13 protein-coding genes, 2 rRNA genes, 1 pseudogene and 1 riboswitch are annotated in these 18,591 nt (G+C 71.5%); of the genes and pseudogenes, 2 read left to right on the top strand and 14 right to left on the bottom strand.

The window, feature by feature from the left end:
* Positions 1-105: 105 nt before the first annotated feature.
* Positions 106-3,006, bottom strand: coding sequence for an aminomethyl-transferring glycine dehydrogenase (gene gcvP, locus ACFY2K_RS18735; protein WP_387712575.1), 2,901 nt, complete (start codon positions 3,004-3,006; stop codon positions 106-108).
* A 236-nt stretch (positions 3,007-3,242) separates the two neighbouring features.
* A riboswitch (glycine riboswitch) is annotated at positions 3,243-3,346 on the bottom strand.
* Positions 3,347-3,569: 223 nt separating this feature from the next.
* On the opposite strand from gcvP, the gene ACFY2K_RS18730 reads away from it, so the two are divergent.
* Both ACFY2K_RS18730 and ACFY2K_RS18725 read left to right on the top strand, forming a co-directional pair.
* A complete protein-coding gene (locus ACFY2K_RS18730) occupies positions 3,570-4,685 on the top strand; it encodes a PRC and DUF2382 domain-containing protein (protein ID WP_387712572.1) in 1,116 nt (371 codons plus the stop codon).
* 171 nt (positions 4,686-4,856) lie between these two features.
* Complete coding sequence (locus ACFY2K_RS18725) at positions 4,857-6,347, top strand: MFS transporter (RefSeq protein ID WP_380402126.1); 1,491 nt, start codon at positions 4,857-4,859, stop codon at positions 6,345-6,347.
* 192 nt (positions 6,348-6,539) lie between these two features.
* Here ACFY2K_RS18725 and ACFY2K_RS18720 read toward each other — a convergent pair whose 3' ends face one another.
* From ACFY2K_RS18720 to ACFY2K_RS18660, 13 genes and pseudogenes are all read right to left on the bottom strand, one after another.
* Positions 6,540-7,931: a DNA polymerase IV gene (locus tag ACFY2K_RS18720; protein WP_387712569.1), complete on the bottom strand. Its 1,392-nt coding sequence runs from the start codon at positions 7,929-7,931 to the stop codon at positions 6,540-6,542.
* Positions 7,932-8,020: 89 nt separating this feature from the next.
* The gene (locus ACFY2K_RS18715; RefSeq protein ID WP_375893585.1) at positions 8,021-8,743 is read right to left on the bottom strand and encodes a vancomycin high temperature exclusion protein; all 723 of its coding nucleotides are present in this window, start codon (positions 8,741-8,743) and stop codon (positions 8,021-8,023) included.
* 97 nt (positions 8,744-8,840) lie between these two features.
* On the bottom strand, positions 8,841-9,485 hold the full coding sequence (locus tag ACFY2K_RS18710; protein ID WP_380528703.1) for a MerR family transcriptional regulator: 645 nt from the start codon (positions 9,483-9,485) through the stop codon (positions 8,841-8,843).
* A 230-nt stretch (positions 9,486-9,715) separates the two neighbouring features.
* Positions 9,716-10,192 (bottom strand): bifunctional nuclease family protein, encoded by a 477-nt coding sequence (locus tag ACFY2K_RS18705; protein WP_375893581.1) that lies wholly within the window; start codon positions 10,190-10,192, stop codon positions 9,716-9,718.
* Between the two features lie 98 nt (positions 10,193-10,290).
* Positions 10,291-10,983, bottom strand: coding sequence for a MerR family transcriptional regulator (locus ACFY2K_RS18700; protein ID WP_375893682.1), 693 nt, complete (start codon positions 10,981-10,983; stop codon positions 10,291-10,293).
* A 182-nt stretch (positions 10,984-11,165) separates the two neighbouring features.
* The gene (locus ACFY2K_RS18695) at positions 11,166-11,708 is read right to left on the bottom strand and encodes an FHA domain-containing protein (protein WP_387712566.1); all 543 of its coding nucleotides are present in this window, start codon (positions 11,706-11,708) and stop codon (positions 11,166-11,168) included.
* Between the two features lie 562 nt (positions 11,709-12,270).
* Positions 12,271-13,146: a DUF881 domain-containing protein gene (locus ACFY2K_RS18690; protein WP_380595134.1), complete on the bottom strand. Its 876-nt coding sequence runs from the start codon at positions 13,144-13,146 to the stop codon at positions 12,271-12,273.
* A 220-nt stretch (positions 13,147-13,366) separates the two neighbouring features.
* A complete protein-coding gene (locus ACFY2K_RS18685; RefSeq protein WP_030062488.1) occupies positions 13,367-13,699 on the bottom strand; it encodes a small basic family protein in 333 nt (110 codons plus the stop codon).
* Between the two features lie 185 nt (positions 13,700-13,884).
* Positions 13,885-14,721: pseudogene (locus tag ACFY2K_RS18680) on the bottom strand (DUF881 domain-containing protein); the annotation flags it as partial.
* A 233-nt stretch (positions 14,722-14,954) separates the two neighbouring features.
* A complete protein-coding gene (locus ACFY2K_RS18675) occupies positions 14,955-17,450 on the bottom strand; it encodes a sugar phosphate nucleotidyltransferase (RefSeq protein ID WP_380644502.1) in 2,496 nt (831 codons plus the stop codon).
* Positions 17,451-17,574: 124 nt separating this feature from the next.
* On the bottom strand, positions 17,575-18,195 hold the full coding sequence (locus ACFY2K_RS18670; RefSeq protein ID WP_375893575.1) for a CDP-alcohol phosphatidyltransferase family protein: 621 nt from the start codon (positions 18,193-18,195) through the stop codon (positions 17,575-17,577).
* 96 nt (positions 18,196-18,291) lie between these two features.
* Positions 18,292-18,408: ribosomal RNA gene (gene rrf, locus ACFY2K_RS18665) — 5S ribosomal RNA — on the bottom strand.
* A gap of 90 nt (positions 18,409-18,498) precedes the next feature.
* A 23S ribosomal RNA gene (locus ACFY2K_RS18660) occupies positions 18,499-18,591 on the bottom strand; the annotation flags it as partial.

Raw genomic sequence — 18,591 nt, 5'->3', positions numbered from 1 at the left:
GGCCCGAGCCCACGCGGCACCCCGTCCGACACCCGGACAGCGCACAAGGGCAGGGCCCCGGCAGAAACGTTCTGCCGGGGCCCTGCCTCGTTCCTGCGCGGTCGATCAGACGCCGTACTCGTCCAGCGGCGGGCAGGAGCAGACCAGGTTGCGGTCGCCGTACGCGCCGTCGATCCGGCTCACCGGCGGCCAGTACTTGTCCGCCGGGTTCACGCCCGCCGGGAAGACCGCCTCCTGCCGCGAGTAGCCGTGCGCCCAGTCGCCGGCCAGCACGGCGGCGGTGTGCGGGGCGTTGCGCAGCGGGTTGTCGTCGGCCGCCCACTCGCCCGAGCCGACCTTGTCGATCTCGCTGCGGATCTCGATCATCGCGTCGCAGAACCGGTCGATCTCGTGCAGGTCCTCGGACTCGGTCGGCTCGATCATCAGCGTGCCGGCCACCGGGAAGGACATCGTCGGCGCGTGGAAGCCGTAGTCGATCAGGCGCTTGGCGATGTCGTCCACCGTCACGCCCGTCTCCTTGGTCAGCGGGCGCAGGTCGATGATGCACTCGTGCGCGACCAGCCCGCCCGGGCCGGTGTAGAGCACCGGGAAGTGCGGCGCGAGGCGCTTGGCGATGTAGTTGGCGTTCAGCACGGCGACCTGGGTCGCGTGCTTGAGGCCCTCGCCGCCCATCAGCCGGACGTACGCCCAGGAGATCGGCAGGATCGCCGCCGAGCCCCACGGCGCGGCCGAGATCGGGCCGACGCCGGTGGCCGGGCCGGCCTCCTCCTGGAGCGGGTGGTTCGGCAGGTACGGCGCCAGGTGGGCGCGCACCGCGACCGGGCCGACGCCCGGGCCGCCGCCGCCGTGCGGGATGCAGAAGGTCTTGTGCAGGTTCAGGTGCGAGACGTCCGCGCCGAACTTGCCCGGCTTGGCCAGGCCGACCAGGGCGTTCAGGTTGGCGCCGTCGACGTACACCTGGCCGCCGGCCTCGTGCACCAGGGCGCAGATGTCGGTGATCTGGGTCTCGTACACGCCGTGGGTCGACGGGTAGGTGACCATCAGCACCGACAGGTTGTCGCGGTGCTGCTCGATCTTGGCCTTGAGGTCCTCGACGTCCACGTCGCCGTCGACCAGGGTCTTCACCACGACCACGCGCATGCCGGCCATCACCGCGGAGGCGGCGTTGGTGCCGTGCGCCGAGGACGGGATCAGGCAGACGTCGCGCTGGGCGTCACCGTTGGCGTGGTGGTAGGCCCGGACGGCCAGCAGGCCGGCCAGCTCGCCCTGGGAGCCGGCGTTCGGCTGGATCGAGACGGCGTCGTAGCCGGTGACCTCGACGAGCTGCTGCTCCAGCTGGCGGATCAGGGTCAGGTAGCCCGCGGCCTGGTCGACCGGCGCGAAGGGGTGCAGCTGGCCGAACTCCGGCCAGGTCACCGCCTCCATCTCGGTGGTGGCGTTGAGCTTCATGGTGCAGGAGCCCAGCGGGATCATGCCGCGGTCCAGCGCGTAGTCCCGGTCCGAGAGGCGGCGCAGGTAGCGCAGCATGGCGGTCTCCGAGCGGTGGCTGTGGAAGACCGGGTGGGTCAGGTACTCGTCCTCGCGCAGCAGCGCGGCCGGCAGCGCGTCGGCGGCCTCGGCGACCTCGACCGCGGGGACGCCGAACGCGGCCCAGACGCCGGCCAGGTGCTCGCGGGTGGTGGTCTCGTCGGCGGAGACCGAGATCCGGTCCTCGCCGTCCTGGAACACGTTGATGCCGTTGGCGCGGGCGGCGGCGGCGATCTCGGCGGCGCGGCCCGGGACGACGGCGGTGACGGTGTCGAAGAACTCGCCGTGCAGCAGCTCGACGCCGCCGGCCCGCAGGCCCTCGGCGAGGGCGGCGGCGTAGCGGTGGGTGCGGCGGGCGATGTCGGCCAGGCCGTCCGGGCCGTGGTAGACGGCGTACATCGAGGCCATCACGGCGAGCAGCACCTGGGCGGTGCAGATGTTGCTGGTGGCCTTCTCGCGGCGGATGTGCTGCTCGCGGGTCTGCAGGGCCAGGCGGTAGGCGCGGTTGCCGTCGGCGTCGACGGAGACGCCGACCAGGCGGCCGGGCAGCGAGCGGGCGTACTCGGCGCGCACCGAGAGGTAGCCGGCGTGCGGGCCGCCGAAGCCCATCGGGACGCCGAAGCGCTGCGAGGTGCCGCAGGCGATGTCGGCGCCCAGCGCGCCCGGGGACTTGAGCAGGGTCAGCGCCAGGAGGTCGGCGGCGACGGCGACGATCGCGCCCAGGCCGTGCGCCTGCTCGATCACCGCGGTGAGGTCGCGGACCACGCCGGTGGCGCCCGGGTACTGCAGCAGCACGCCGAAGACGCCGCGCTCGGCGATCTCGGCCGGGATGCCCTCGGACAGGTCGGCGACGACGACCTCGACGCCGGTCGGCACGGCGCGGGTGTTGATCACCGCGACGGTCTGCGGCAGGGTCTCGGCGTCGACCAGGAAGACGCCGCCCTTGACCTTGGTGACGCGGCGGGCCAGCGCCATCGCCTCGGCGGCCGCGGTGCCCTCGTCCAGCAGCGAGGAGCCGGAGGTGGGCAGACCGGTCAGGTCGGAGACCAGGGTCTGGAAGTTGAGCAGGGCCTCCAGGCGGCCCTGCGAGATCTCCGGCTGGTACGGGGTGTACGCGGTGTACCAGGCCGGGTTCTCCATGACGTTGCGCAGGATCACCGGCGGGGTGAAGGTGCCGTAGTAGCCCAGGCCGATCATCGGCTGGAGCACCTGGTTGCGGCCGGCCAGCTCGCGCAGCTCGGCGAGGACCTGCGCCTCGCTGCGGCCGGCGGGCAGGTCCAGGGCGGTGATGGAGCGGATCGCCTCGGGAACGGCGGTGGCGGCGAGCTCGTCCAGCGAGCCGTAGCCGACGGAGGCCAGCATCTTCTCCTGCGCGGCGGCGTCGGGGCCGATGTGGCGGTTCTCGAAGGGGCTGGCCAGCTCAAGCTCGGTGAGGGTCGAGGCGCTGGTGGGGCGTCCCGCGTTCGGCTGGGCGTTCATGGTGGTCGAGGCCTCCTGGTCACGGACCGGCGGGGGTACGCACGCCGGCCGGTCGCGCCGCTGCGGACAGCGGACCGACCTGGGCGGGCGGACCCGAAAGGCCTCCCCCTCTGTCATCGGGACCTGAGAGCTTCGCCCGCACGCCGCGCGATGGCGCGCCGTCGGCTTGCACCGTCGGTGAGGGTGGTGATCGTCGGCTCCCGCGCCGGCGGTCCTGCCCTGCTTTCCAGAGTGACCTATCCCGCACGGTACGGATGCCTGAGAGATTCCGGGGAGGAGTTGCTCCTTCGGCGCCCCGACCAGCGGTTTTCACTGTCGGGGACTCTCCCGAGCGGGCTCGGCGGTCGCGGCCCAGGGTACCAGCGGGAGGGCTTCCGATCACGGGTGCGTCCGGTCACTCCGGGTCTACGCGCGTCCCCCGGACGGCCCAGCGCGAAGCCCGTCCGGCGCACCCCGGTCGCGCGCGTCCGATTGATGGCTTTTGGTGTGAAGTGGCGGACGGGACGGGTGCTCCGGCCGCCTCACCTGCGGGAGTTCCGCAGGCGCAGCGCTTGGAGGAAAGAGTGCAGACCGACATCGACCCCAGGGACCTCATCGGCCACAAGGCGGTCGACCGCAACGGGGACAAGATCGGCACGGTGGACGAGGTGTACCTGGACGACGCCACCGGGCATCCGGAGTGGGCGGCCGTCCGCACCGGCATCTTCGGCCGGGACGCCTTCGTCCCGCTCACCACGAGCGAGTTCTCCGGCGAGGAGCTCCGGGTGCCGTACGACAAGTCGCTGGTGAAGGACTCGCCGGACTTCGGCGTGGGCCAGCACCTGTCGCCGGCCCAGGAGCTCCAGCTCTACCGCTACTACGGCCTCGACACCCCCGCGGACGGCCGTCCGGCCACCACGGAGCCCGCCCGGGACGACCGGCCGGACCTCGACTTCGGCACCACCACGGCCGCCGCGGCCGCCAAGCCGATCGCCTTCCACTCCCCCGACCCCGACCCCGCCCCGGCCGCGACCGCGACCGCGACGGGCACGACCACCATGACCAGCACCGGCACGACACACACCAGCACCGACACCGCCACGGAGGCCCACGTGCGGACCCTCAGCACCCCCGCACCGATCGCCAACGGCACCGTCCTCGCGCCGGCCGCCGCCCACCTGGCCGAGCCGAAGCCGCAGCCCACCGCGACCACCCCGGCCGCGAACGGCACCGCCGCCTCCTCGGCCCCCAGCGGCCCGGTCGAGATCACCTGCCGCGAGGAGCGGCTGGACATCACCACCGAGTGGCACGTGCTGGGCACCGCGAAGCTGCGCAAGTACGTGACCAGCGAGCAGGTCGAGCGCCGCGTCCCGGTGGTCCGCGAGCGGGTCCGGGTGGAGCGGATGCCGGTCGGCGAGGCCGAGCTGGCCTCGCTGACCGAGAAGGAGATCGACGAGGCGGTCGAGGAGGTGACCCTCCGTGAGGAGCGGCCGGTGGTCCGCAAGTACCTCGCCCCGATCGAGCGGGTCCGCCTGGTGGTGGAGCGCTACACGGAGGAGGAGGTGGTCCGGGACGAGCTCCGCCGCGAGCACGTCGAGGTCCACGACGACACGGCCGCCACCGCACCGGCCGAGGCGGGCGAGGCGCTCGTCCACGCGGCCGACGGCCCCCGGCCCGCCGCCCTGCGCCCGCTGGCCTGACCTCCCCGATCTCCGCCCGTTCCACGAGGGCCCCGGACTCCGGTCCGGGGCCCTCGTGTTGCGCCGTAGTTCCCCACTTTGCCAAACCTTAACCACTCGATATTTGACATCATGAACTATCCACCCGCACAGTTACTTGAGTTCATTCACTATGTACGGGAGGAAGCAACCGTGAGTGAGGCACCACAGCCCACCACTGCGGCCGAGAAGCAGAGCAACGCCCGGGTCCTGCCGGCCCTCATCCTGGCGATGCTGTCCTTCAGCGTGGTGCAGACCGCGGTCGTCCCGATCCTGCCGTCGCTGGCCAAGGAACTGGACGTCTCCGGGTCGAACATCACCTGGCTGATGACCGCCAACCTGCTGTCCGCGGCCGTGCTGACTCCCCTGCTGGGCCGCTTCGGCGACCTCCGGGGCCGCAAGCCCATGCTGCTGATCTCGCTGGCCGGCCTGATCGCCGGTTCGGCGCTGGCCGTCTGCACCCACTCCTTCACCTGGCTGATCGTCGCCCGCGTCCTCCAGGGCGCCGGCGGTGGCGTGATGCCGCTGGCGATCAGCATCGTCCGTGACGAGCTGCCCAAGCAGAAGGTGACCGGCGGCGTCGCCGCCATCAGCGCCTCGATGGGCGTCGGCTCCGGCCTCGGCCTGGTCGCGACCGGCCTGCTGCTGGAGCACTGGAACTACAAGTCCATCTTCTGGATGGGCCTGGCCTTCGGCCTGCTCGCCATCGCCCTGGTCGCCTTCCGGGTCCCGACCGACCCGGTGACCGACAAGGAGGGCGGCGCCGACCCGCTCGGCGCGCTCACCCTGGCCGGCTGGCTCTCCGCCCTGCTGGTCGCGGTCAGCCAGGGCAACCACTGGGGCTGGACCTCCACCAAGACCCTCGGCCTGTTCGCCGTCGCCGCGGTGGTCGCCCTGATCTGGGGCGTCATCGAGACCAAGGTCGCCCACCCGCTGGTGGACCTCAAGATGATGGGCCGCCCGGCCGTCGCCTTCACCAACCTGGCCGGCCTGCTGATCGGCTTCGGCATGTACGGCTCGTTCATGGTCATCAGCAACTTCGCCCAGACCCCGGAGAAGCTGGCCCACTACGGCTTCACCGCGACCGTGCTGCACGCCGGCGTGATGCTGCTGCCGTCCGCGATCGGCTCGATGGTCGCCGCCCCGATCGGCGCCCTGATGATCGCCCGCCGCGGCCCGCGCCTGCCGCTGGTCCTCGGTGGCGTCCTCGGCGCGATCGCGATGGCCTACCTGGCCCTGCGGCACAGCGCCGAGGGCGACATCTACACCGCTTCCGCGATCTTCGGCCTCGGCATCGGCCTCGCCTTCGCCGCGATGCCCGCCTTCATCAACGGCGCCGTCCCGGTCGAGCAGAGCGGCATCGCCAACGGCATGAACTCCGTGCTGCGCACCGTCGGTGGCGCGATCGGCACCGCCGTGATGACCGCCATCCTGACCGGCGACACCATGAAGCTCCCGATCAAGATCCCGGTGCTGCTGCCCACCCTGGACGCCTACAAGCACGCGTTCTGGGTCACGGCCGTCGTCTGCGTCATCGCCGGCGTCGTCCCCTTCCTGATCCGCACGACCAAGCCGGCCGTCACCGTCGCCGGCGGCGCGGCCCGGCAGGACTCCAGCCCCGAGCTGGCCAAGACCGACGCCTGACGAGGCGTCCGGCCCGCGCGTTCAGGGACAGGACGCACGGGCCCGGGCCTCAGCCCGGTCGCGAGGGCATCGCGACCGTCCGGGGCCCGGCACGGTATGCGGCCCCACCCGGTACTTCCTACCGGGTGGGGCCGTTCCGCGTTCCCGGGCCGCTACCGCGCCCGCCCGCCTCGGGCACCGTCCCTCAGCCCCCTACGCCTCAGCCCCGTCCGCGTCCGGCTCCTCCGGCTGCCGCAGCGGCAGCGGCCGGGCCGGCTCCAGCGCCGGATCGTCCACCGCGAAGGTCCGCACCCGGCCCGGCCCGCTCCACGGCGTCTCGAACCGCACCGTCACCCGCCCCACTCCGCTGCCCTGGACCCACCCCGGCCCCAGCTCGGCGTGCCGGACGTCCTGTCCGGGCATCCAGCGCCGCACCACGATCTCCTCCGGCTCCTCCTCGGCCACCGCCGCCTCGGCCACCTCGGCGTGCTCCGCCGCCTCCTCCCGCAGCGCCTGCGCGAAGAGGTCCTCCTGGGTGTAGTCGGCCAGTTGGGCCACGCCCACCCCGAGCAGCCGCACCCCGCCGGTGATGTCCACCTGCTCGGCGAGGCGCCGGGCCGTCGCCGTGATCACCGCAGCGTCGTCGGTGGGCCCGCCCAGGGTCTCCGAGCGGGTCAGCGTCGAGAAGTCGAACCGCCGCACCTTGAGCACCACCGTCCGGCCCGAGCGCCCGGCCGAGCGCAGCCGCCGGACGCAGCGCCCGGCGAGCGCCTCCACCTCCCGCAGCACCCGGTCCCGGTCGGCCAGGTCCACCTCGTAGGTGTCCTCCACCGAGACGGACTTGGCATCCTGGTCGGCCACCACCGGCCGGTCGTCCAGCCCTGTCGACATGTGGAAGATCCCGGTGCCGTGCGCCCGCCCGAGCAGCTGGACCAGCTCCGCCTCCCCCGCCTCCGCGAGGTCCGCCACCGTGCTCAACCCGGCCCGGCGCAGCACCTGCTCGGTGGCCGGCCCGATCCCGGGCAGCGCCCGGACCGGCATCGGGCCGAGCACGGCCCGCTCCTGCCCCGGCTCGACCAGCACCAGCCCGTCCGGCTTGGCCTGCTCGGAGGCGATCTTCGCCATCAGCTTGGAGCCCGCCGCCCCCACCGAACCGGTCAGCCCGGTGAGCCGCTGGATGTCCGCCCTGAGGTCCTCCGCCAGGGCCAGCACCAGCCGCTCCCCGGTCTCGTGGTCCGCCTCCGACAGCACCGGGCCGTACGGACCGGCCATCAGGTCGACGAAGGCCTCGTCCAGGCTCAACGGCTGCACCAGCGGCGACAGTTGGCGCAGCAGTCCCATCACGATCTCGCTGTTCTGCCGGTACGCCTCGAACCGCCCGGACAGGAAGGCCGCGTTGGGGCACAGCCGCCGCGCCTGGGCCATCGGCATCGCCGAGTGCACCCCGAACCGCCGCGCCTCGTACGAGGCCGTGGAGACCACCCCGCGCCCGCCGAGCCCGCCGACGACCACCGGCTTCCCGCGCAGGCTCGGCTTGGCCGCCTGCTCCACCGCCGCGAAGAAGGCGTCCATGTCGAGGTGGATGATGCTCGGCAGAGATCGCACCCGCCGATCATCGCGCACGGGTCCGACAGTGCGTACGAACCCGGCCGAGGTCCCGGCCGACGCCCGGCGCCCGCCCGCCCACGCCCCGGCTACTGCTTCGCGGCCTCCGCCAGCGCCTTCGGGATGCCGTCCTCCTTGGGCCCGAGGAACGCCGGGTCCGGCCGCAGCCAGACGTTCACCGCCGCCTTGCCCGCCCCGGCGACCTCCCGCAGCCCGCCGTACAGCCAGGTGGTGTCGTGCAGTTCCGGCACGCCGACCGCGTACGAGCGGATCCCCGCCGCCTCGCACAGCGCCAGCGCCCGACGGACGTGGAAGTCCTGGCTGACCAGCACCGCGCGGTCCACCCCGAAGATCCGGTGCGCCCTGGTGCAGGAGTTCCAGGTGTCGAAGCCCGCGTAGTCCCGCACCACCCGGTCCCCGGGGACGCCGTGCTCGGTCAGGTAGCGGTACATCGCGTCCGGCTCGTCGTACTCGATCCGCCCGTTGTCCCCGGTCACCAGGATGGCCTTGACCTTGCCCTCCCGGTACAGGTCCAGTGCCGCCACCAGCCGGTGCTCCAGGTACGGCGACGGCTTGCCCTGGTCCAGCCCGGCGCCGAAGACCACCGCCACCGGAGCCGAGGGCGCGCTCTCCACCGTGCCCACCCGGTCCCCCGCCCCGACCCACAGCCAGGCGCTGGGCGCCAGCGCGAGCGAGCAGAGCAGCGTCGTCGCCTGGAAGACCCTGCGCTGCGTACGGCGCTCCCGCAGCCGCGCCCGCACCCCGCCGGCCCGACGCCGCAGCAACTCCGATATCCCGGTGCCGACCTTCACGTGCCCCTCCCTCGATCGTTTCACCAGGCAACACGACGAGGCCGTGGGCCGGAACGGTTCCCCGTTCCCGCCCACGGCCCCGTGGAAGTGCTGCCGGTCAGACCGCCCGGTTGCGCCGCTGCGCCAGTTCGTCCGCCGGATCGTCACCGACCAGCGTCTCACCGGTGTCGGTCCGCTCCGCGTGCAGCCGCCCGAGGGTCGACTCCAGCTCCCGCCAGACCGCTCCGACCGCGATGCCGAACACGCCCTGACCGCCCTTCAACAGGTCGACCACCTGCTGCGGCGTGGTGCACTCGTACACCGTCGCGCCGTCGGACATCAGCGTCAGCCCGGCCAGGTCGGCCTGCTCGGCCGCCTGCAGATGGGCGACGGCCACCCGGATGTTCTGCAATGAGACGCCGGCGTCGAGCAGCCGCTTGACGATCTTCAACAGCAGCACGTCGCGGAAGCTGTAGAGCCGCTGACTGGTCGCCGGGTACGCCGTGCGGACGCTGGGCTCCAACAACCCGGTGCGGGCCCAGTAGTCCAGCTGGCGGTACGTGATGCCGGCCGCCGCACAGGCCGTCGGACCGCGGAAGCCGACCAGTTCGGACGTCGGGGCCAGCCGCTCGATCGCGGGCTGGCCCGGCTGCACGGCCGGGAACCTGCTCATCCTGGGCAGGTCCGACACGGTGCGAGCGGTGCGCGGCACGTGCACGGAGCACAGGCCTCCCACGGCCGCGTCATCGCCGGTGCTGCTCATGCCTACCTCCGTCCACTCGTGCTGCGGGCAACCGACTGCGGGCATCGGCCACCCGGACAGCCACTCCTGACGGTAGGCAGTCCCCTATGACCCGTCAACGATCGCCACGCCGGGCCAGACAAACCACATCACTCAGGAGAGTGGTTTTTCGTGCCCCTAGTTTGGGTAGGTGGACGGTTTTTGGCAAAACGGCATGCAAAAGGGCTGACCAGCCCCGTCCGCCGTTCGCCCTACTGCGGGCCGCCGCCCCCGAAGTCCTCGGGCGACACCTGGTCGAGGAACTCGCGGAACTTCTCGACCTCGTCCTCCTGCTCGTCCGGGATCGCGATGCCCGCCTCCGCGAGCACCTCCTCGCTCCCGTAGATCGGCGTGCCGGTGCGCAGGGCCAGCGCTATCGCGTCGGACGGCCGGGCGCTCACCTCGACCCCGCCGGTGAAGACCAGCTCGGCGTAGAACACGCCCTCCCGCAGGTCGGTGATCCGGACCTCGGTGAGCTGCTGGCCGAGCGCTTCCAGGACGTCCTTGAACAGGTCGTGCGTCAGCGGGCGCACCGGAGTCATGCCCTGCTGGGCGAAGGCGATCGCGGTCGCCTCGCCGGGGCCGATCCAGATCGGCAGGTATCGATCTCCCCCGACCTCCCGAAGCAGCACGATCGGCTGGTTGGAAGGCATCTCCACCCGGACACCCACGACGTCGAGCTCATTCACACAGGCAACCCTATGGCTCCGACCCCGGATATGAAAGCGCAGGGCCGACGCCGCTGGTCAGCGCGGTGCACCGGGCCCGCGGAGGGCGTCCCCACGGTCTAGGACCGGGGCCGCAGACCGGCCTGGACCATGGCCGCGTGCAGCCGTACGGACAGCGTGGCCAGCTCCCGCGCGGTGGCCTCCGCGTGCGCCCGGGTCTGCGGGTTCCGGTGCCGGCGCAGCGGCGCCACCACCTGCTCCACCAAGGCGATCTCGCGGTCCGCCGCCGCCTTCATCGCCCTCAGGTGCCGCGGCTCCAGCCCGTACCGGCCGAGTTCGGCCACCAGCCGGGCCACCTGGAGCGCCTCCCCGTCGTACCCGCCGTCCGGACCCGGCATGACCAGCCCGTACGCCTCCCACTCGGCCAGTTCGGGCTCCCCCGCCCCGGCGGCGGCCAGCAGTTCGGCCCGCCCCAGCCGGACCCCGGACGCGACCTCGGCCGAGGCCACCAGCTCGCGGTCGGCCTCCTCCAGCGGGCCGGGCCGGGCGTCGGCGGCCGGCAGCGCGGGCGGGGCCTCACCGCGCTCGATCGCGTCCAGGTGCTCGCGGATCACCCGCAGCGGCAGGTAGTGGTCCCGCTGCATCCGCAGGACGTAGGCCAGCCGCTCCACGTCGGCGGGGCTGAACTTGCGGTACCCCGAGGGGGTGCGCTGCGGCTCGACCAGCCCCTCCGCCTCCAGGAAGCGGATCTTGGAGATGGTCACCTCGGGGAAGTCGTCGCGCAGGAAGGCCAGCACCGCGCCGATGCTCAGCAGTTCGTCACCGCCGCGCCGGCGGCCGGCGGGCCGGTCCGGACGGACCGGCTGCCGGGGGGCCGCGACCACCCCGCGCCCGCCGCGGTCCGCCTGCGGACCGGACGACGACGCAGGGTTGGCCGCCCCGAGAGAAGAGGAAGGAGTATTCGTATTCACTCGGGCTCCCGCCGACGTTGGTTTCAGTACCCCCGGTTGTGGCCGGCGAAGAACACCAGCCGGTACTTCCCGATCTGCACCTCGTCGCCGTTGTTCAGCGGCACCTCGTCGATCCGCTCCCGGTTGACGTAGGTGCCGTTCAGGCTGCCCACGTCCGCGACGCTGAATCCGGCCGGGGTGCGGCGGAACTCCACGTGGCGGCGGGAGACCGTGACGTCGTCCAGGAAGATGTCACCCTGCGGGTGACGCCCCGCCGTGGTGACGTCCGAGTCCAGCAGGAACCGGCTGCCCGAGTTCGGACCGCGCTGGACGATCAGCAGCGCCGAGCCCGGCGGCAGCGCGTCGATCGCCGACAGCACCTCGGCCGACAGCGCCGGCGTGGTCCCGGTGCCGGTGGTAGCGGAGGGGTCGTAGGACTCCAGACCGGAGATCGAGATCGTCGAGGTGGTCTCCGCCGCCCCCTCCGGCAGCAGGCCGCCGCGCAGCGCCGTACCGCAGTGGGAACAGAAGCGGGCCGCGGCCGGGTTCTGGTTGCCGCACCTGGGGCACGGAGTGGGGCCAGCCATGTTCACAGCCTCCTGGCGCGGCACACCCGACGGGTTGTGCCCGGCGTACGGGTCCGGGGCAAACCCTCCACCAGAGGTTGAGGGTCCTGACGGGAAACCTATGCGCGGGTCGCCGGAGGGGTCAACCGACGCGCCGTAGCCCGCCGGATTCCCGGCGTACTGCGCGGCACCGTCCCGGTACAGCTGCTGACCGGCGTACTGACCGGCCTCGGGGGCGGGGCGCATGCCCGGCACCGCGGGCTCGTCCTCCGACCGGCGGTGCCGGGCGGTCGGCGCCTCGACGGCGGCCGCGTCGCGGCCCTTGTTGCGACCGAACAACTTCGAGAAGAAACTCACGGGCGAATCCCCTTGCGTGTGACAGACCCGCCCGCGGGGCAGGGTGAGAACCTCGGACAGGCTGCGGGCCCGGTTGCGGCTCGGGCCTGCTGGAGTGGTACTCCGACGTGTGGTGTTGCGTTTGGTGCTACGGAGCGTACTGGTGCGAACCAGTCTCCCCCACGCGACGACGACACCCCGCACCGGGTGCCGCGGGCCCGTGACGGGCCGTTCGTCGAGCGCCCCGTCACTTCGAAGCCGGCTTGGCGTACTGCGGCGTCTTCAGATCCACCAGGGCGTCCACGACCACCTTCTGCTGCTGGGTGATCGTCGCCCGCGCCTGGTGGCTCTCCAGGGTGCGCACGACGCCCCCCGGGATGTTCAGCGCGGGCGTCAGGTCCTGCGGGTTCCCCACGACGGTGAACCGATAGGGCTGCGAGACCTTCTTCCCGTCGATCTGCACCCCACCGCCCGACAGGTCGGTGAAGTAGGTGTTGACCACCACGCGCACATCGTTGATCTGAATCGCCTCCGCCCCCGCCGCTCGAAGTTCCTGCAGGGTGTCCAGCAGCATATCCGCCTTCACCTGCCCTTGGGGGTCATCGACCGTGAGGACGATGCCCGGACCAGTGGCTTTGACCGTACCGGCCAGCACACCCAGTTCGGTCATCTTCTTCCTGGTCTGCTCCTGGGCCTCCTTGGCCTGGTTGGAGCTGTTCTCCAACTTGCCCAGGGACTGCTCGAGCTCGGCCTTCTCCTGTTGCAGACGCTGCTGACGGCTGTCCAGTTCGTCGAGGATCCGGACCAGGTCCTCCTGGCGGGCCCCGCGCAGCTGGTTGTGGTGGTCGTTGGTCGACCGCACCTGGATCGCCAGCCCCAGCCCGAGCGAGAACAGCAGCAGCGCCACCACCAGCTGCCCGCGCGACAGCCGCGGCGGCCAGACCGCCGCCTTCAACCGCCGCCGACCGGCGTTCCGGTCCCCGGCGGGCGGCTCCTCGGCGGCCTCCGACTCCTCGACGGCCGCCGGCTCCGCTGCTTCCGACGGCTCGTCGGTGCCGGCCTCGGCCTCGGCCTCGACGGGCGTCTTCGTCAGCCGCACCGGCGACGGCGGCGCCGCGGACACGGTCTCAAGCTCAGCCTCAGCGTCAGACTTCTCCGACTCCCCCGCAGCTCCGGGCTCGTCCCGGCCGGCCCCGGCCACCGCCGAGGCCTCCTCGACGGCCTTCCCCGGCGACTCCTCCGGAGCCTTCCCGGCCGCCTTCCCGCCCGGCTCCGCGACGGTCTCCTCGACCGCCGGCGCCGCTGGCTCCGCCGGCTCCTCCGCCGCCGCCCCGCGGCCCTGCTCAGGCACGGAAGACATGGCGCCGGATCGCGGCCGCGTTGGAGAAGATGCGGATGCCGAGGACGACGACCACACCCGTGGACAGCTGCGAACCGACACCCAGCTGGTCGCCCAGGAAGACGATCAGCGCGGCGACCACCACGTTCGACAGGAACGAGACGATGAAGACCTTGTCGTTGAAGATCCCGTCCAACATCGCCCGGACGCCGCCGAACACCGCGTCCAGCGCCGCCACCACCGCGATCGGCAGGTACGGCACGACGGCGTCGGGCACCTCGGGTTGGACGAAGAGCCCGACGACCACCCCGATCACGAGACCCAGTACGGCAATCACGGTCTAGCTGCTCCTGTCCCTGTGGTGGTCTTGGTCGATCCGCCGGACGGCCGCCGCTTCGGGGACGGCCCGGCACCGGGCGCGGACGGTGAAACGGACGCGGCGGGGCTCTCCGAGGTTCCCGGGACGCTCGTCGGCGTCCCGCTCTGACCGGCCGACGGACCGGCTGACGGGGACGCCGACGCGGACCCGGTCGGCGAGGCCTCGGGCGTGACGGGCTGGGCGCTCCGCAGCGACACGCCGACCGCCGCCGGCAGGGTCAGGCTCTTCTGGGTGGAGAGCGTCGACTTGATGCCGTACTTCTCCTCCAGCAGCCGCAGGTACTGCCCGGCCATGTCGTTCTCGAAGGCGGTGAGGAGCTTCGGCCCGTCCCCGATCGCCTGGATGTTGTACGGCGGCACGAGCGGCCGGTTGTCCACCAGCACGGCCTCACCGGCCGCCCGGATCGCGGACAGCGCGGTCAGCCGCTGGCCGTTGATCGAGACGGCCTCCGCCCCGGATCCCCACAGACCGTTCACCACCAGTTGCAGGTCCCGGTCGCGCAGCCGGCCGCTGTTGGAGAAGCCCTGCCCGGCCCGGGGGTCGACGTTGCCCCCGCCGCCGGTTCCGGCCGCGTCCTCCAGGACCAGCTTCACCCCGGGCCCGGTGACCTCCCCCAGCCCGACCTCACCGGTCAGGCCGCTGCTGCCGCCGTCCCCGGAGGCCAGCGCCTGCTGCTGGGTGTCGTCGACCTTGCGTCGCAGGTCCTGGACCTCCTTCTGCAGGCGGTCCGCCGAGCCGTTGCTGTCGTTGATCCGGTGGATCAGCGCGTCCCGTTCCTTGGCCAGCGTCGGTTCCGCCTTGTGCGCGTTCACCGCGCCGACGGTGACCACGGTTCCCACCAGCGCCAGTCCGGCGCCGAGCGTCAGCAGTCCGCGCAGCGTGCGGGGTATCCGGCTGTCGTGCTCACCGCCCCGGGCCGCGGCCGCCTCGGCGTAGCCCTCGTCCAGGCTGTGGTCCATCACGTTGGTCAGCAGGGACATCGAGGCGTCGGGGCGGTTGTACCGCCCGTTCGGAGCACTCGGCGTCGGCGTCGCTGGCATGCGGACCATCGTCCCACGACGGCGGAGGGCCCTGCGCACGGCCCCTGAGCTGCACACACGCCATACACATGGACGGAAAGCGACGGACCATTCCGAATGAGGTGAAAACGGACAACGGGGCGTGCGGATGGCTCCGCACGCCCCGCCGTTCAGGGGGCCGTCCGCTCAGGACGTCACCGCCCCGCGCCCTCCACCACCGCCGCCCACTCGTCCAGCAGGGCATCGGTGGCCTCGTCGTCCGGACCCTCGGCCCACAGGTGGGTGACCGCCTCGGCCGGATCCGGCAGCACCAGCGTCCAGCGCCCGTCCGCCTCGACGACCCGGACACCGTCCGTGGTGTCCAGCCGCCGGCTGCCGGCCGCCTCCACCACCGAACGCATCACCATGCCCTTCGCCGCCCACGGCGTCGCGATGTCACGCCGCCGGATGTGCGCCTGCGGGATCCGCGCGTCGATCTGGCTCAGCGTGAGCTGGGTCCGCGCCACCAGGCCGACCAGCCGGACGAAGGCCGCGGCGCCGTCCAGCACCCCGCTGAACTCGGGCACCACGAAGCCGCCGCGCCCGTCCCCGCCGAACACCGTCCCCTCGGCGGCGGCCGCCTTCGCGAGGTCGTCCGGCGTGGTCGTGGTCCAGATGACCTGGGTCCCGTGGTACGCCGCGACCTGCTCGGCGATCCGGGTCGTGGTCACCGGCAGCGCCACCTGCCCGCTGCGCCGCTCCGCCGCGACCAGGTCCAGCAGCACCAGCAGCGCCCGGTCGTCGTCGATCACCCGACCGAGCTCGTCCACGAAGGCGACCCGCTCGCCGACCGGGTCGAACCTCACCCCGAAGGCCGCCCGCGAGGAGGCCACCAGCTCGCCGAGCCTGGCCAGCCCGGCCCGCCGGGTCTCCGCGTCCTCGGTCGGCCGCGCCTCGTCCAGCCCGCTGGAGACGGTCAGCGCCTCCACCCCGAGCCGGCCGAGGATGCTGGGCAGAACCAGCCCGGCACTGCCGTGCGCGGTGTCCACCACCACCTTCAACCCGGCCTCCCGGACCCCGGTGGTGTCCACCGCCCGCAGCAGGTTGCCCGCGTAGGAGTCGAAGACGCTGGACGGGAAGGTCAGGTCCCCGATCTCGCCCGGGAACGCCCTCCGGTACTCCTGACGTGCGTAGACCCGGTCGAGCTTGCGCTGCCCGGCCTGCGAGAGGTCCGCCCCGCGCTCGTCGAAGAAGAGGATGTCCAACGAGTCCGGCACACCCGGCGTGGTCCGCAGGAAGATCCCGCCCGCGCTCCCCCGCGCGGTGTGCTGCCGGGCCACCGGCATCGGCACGTTCTCCAGGTCGCGGACGTCGATCGCGGAGGTCTGCAGCGCCGAGATCATCGCCCGTTTGAGCGCACGGGCACCACGCGAGTGGTCACGCGCAATGGTGACGGTGGCCCCCTTCTTCAAGGTCGTGGCGTACGCGCCCGCCAGCCGCACGGCCAGCTCCGGGGTGATCTCGACGTTGAGGATGCCGGAGACGCCGCGGAGCCCGAAGAGGTGCTCCTGGCCGCGCGACTCCCAGATCACCGAGGTGTTGACGACGGCGCCGGCCTCGATGGTCTTGAACGGGTAGACCCGGACGTTGGCCCCGATGATCGACTCCTCGCCGATCAGGCACTCGTCCCCGATCACCGCGCCGTCCTCGATCCGCGCGGCCCGCATCACATCGGTGTTCTTGCCGACCACGCAGCCGCGCAGATTGCTCTGCGGTCCGACGTAGACGTTGTCGTGCACCACCGTCTTGTGCAGGAAGGCGCCGCGCTTGACCACCACGTTGCTGCCCAGCACGGTGTGCTCGCGGATCTCCACGCCGGCCTCGACCTTGGCGTAGTCCCCGATGTACAGCGGCCCGCGCAGCACCGCCTCCGGGTCCACCTCCGCCCCTTCGGCCACCCAGACGCCCGGCGAGATCTCGAAGCCGTCGAGCTCGACCTCGACCTTGCCCTCCAGGACGTCCGCCTGGGCCTTGCCGTAGCTCTCGTGGGTGCCCACGTCCTCCCAGTAGCCCTCGGCGACGTAGCCGTAGACCCGCTTGCCCTCCTTCAACAGCTGCGGGAAGACGTCACTCGACCAGTCCACGGACTCACCCGCGGCGACGTAGTCGAAGACCTCCGGCTCCATCACGTAGATACCGGTGTTCACCGTGTCGGAAAAGACCTGGCCCCAGGTCGGCTTCTCCAGGAAGCGCTCGACCCGGCCGTCCTCGTCGGTGATCGTGATTCCGAACTCCAGGGGATTCGGCACCCTGGTGAGACAGACCGTGACCAGTGCGTTCTTACTGCGGTGAAAGTCGATCAATTCGGAGAGATTGAAGTCGGTCAGCGCGTCACCGGAGATCACCAGAAAGGAGTCGTCCTTGAGCGCGTCCTCGGCGTTCTTGACACTCCCCGCAGTGCCTAGTGGCGTCTCCTCATGGGCATACGTGAGGTGCATGCCCAGTTCCTCGCCGTCACCGAAGTAGTTCTTGACGAGTGACGCCAGGAACTGCACGGTGACGACGGTGTCGGAGAGGCCGTGCCGCTTCAGCAGCCGAAGCACGTGCTCCATGATCGGCATATTCGCGACCGGAAGCAGCGGCTTCGGCATGCTGGAGGTCATCGGGCGGAGTCGGGTGCCCTCGCCCCCTGCCATTACTACGGCTTTCATTACGGGTGCGTCCTCCTTCGCGGTGGTGGACCTGCAGGTCCATCAAACCGTTCCAGAGGGTTCTCTACCCGGAAGGTATCGTCCGACGCACCGGGACGGCGTGGGACTTCTCTCAGATCACGTCTCAGACTGTGGACGCCGAGCCCGCGGGACCCGCCTTGATGATCTGCCGCGCCTGCACCGCGTAAAGGATCGCCGACCACCAGTACAGCGTGGTCCCCCACCAGATGAAGGCCCAGCTCACCACCTCGGCCGGCCGCGCGATCCAGCTGTCGATGCCGCCGAGCAGGAGAAGCGGAAACGCGTACATCAGATTGAAGGTCGCGGCCTTGCCGAGGAAACTCGTCTGGAGCGGCCCGTAACCGTGCCGGTTCAGAATGGGCAGCAACGAGGCGATGAAGACCTCACGGGCCAGCAGAATCGCCGTCACCCACCACGGCAGGAACTCACGCCACGTCAATCCGACGAGCGTGGACAGCACATAGAGCCGGTCGGCCAGCGGATCCAGCAGCTGCCCCACCCGGCTGATCTGCCCCCACCGCCTGGCGAGCTTTCCGTCCAGGTAGTCGCTGATTCCGCTGAGCATCAGGATCAGCAGCGCCCACCCGTCGTTCTTCGGCCCGCCGAAGACGGGCCACAGAATGAGCCAGAGAAAAACCGGAACACCGACCAGCCGGCCCATGCTCAGCAGGTTGGGGATGGTGAGGACGCGATCGGTCTGGACCCGCGTCTCCTGGACCTCCACCCGGGTCCTCCTGTCCTGTGTCACGACAATGCACGTTGACCCTACAACAGAAGAGCCCCCGCCCGGTTCACCCGGCGGGGGCTTTTCTGAATGATTGTTCGGCGGCGTCCTACTCTCCCACAGGGTCCCCCCTGCAGTACCATCGGCGCTGTGAGGCTTAGCTTCCGGGTTCGGAATGTAACCGGGCGTTTCCCTCACGCTATGACCACCGAAACACTATGAAACTGTCAACCGCACCAACCCGTGAACTTCTCCCCGGGTCGGGGTCGTTGTTTCAGAACAACACAGTGGACGCGAGCAACTGAGGACAAGCCCTCGGCCTATTAGTACCGGTCAACTCCACCCCTTACAGGGCTTCCATATCCGGCCTATCAACCCAGTCGTCTACTGGGAGCC

Source organism: Kitasatospora sp. NPDC001309, assembly GCF_042896295.1.
Classification (GTDB): Bacteria; Actinomycetota; Actinomycetes; order Streptomycetales; family Streptomycetaceae; genus Kitasatospora.
This window is presented reverse-complemented; position numbering and strand designations above follow the sequence as displayed.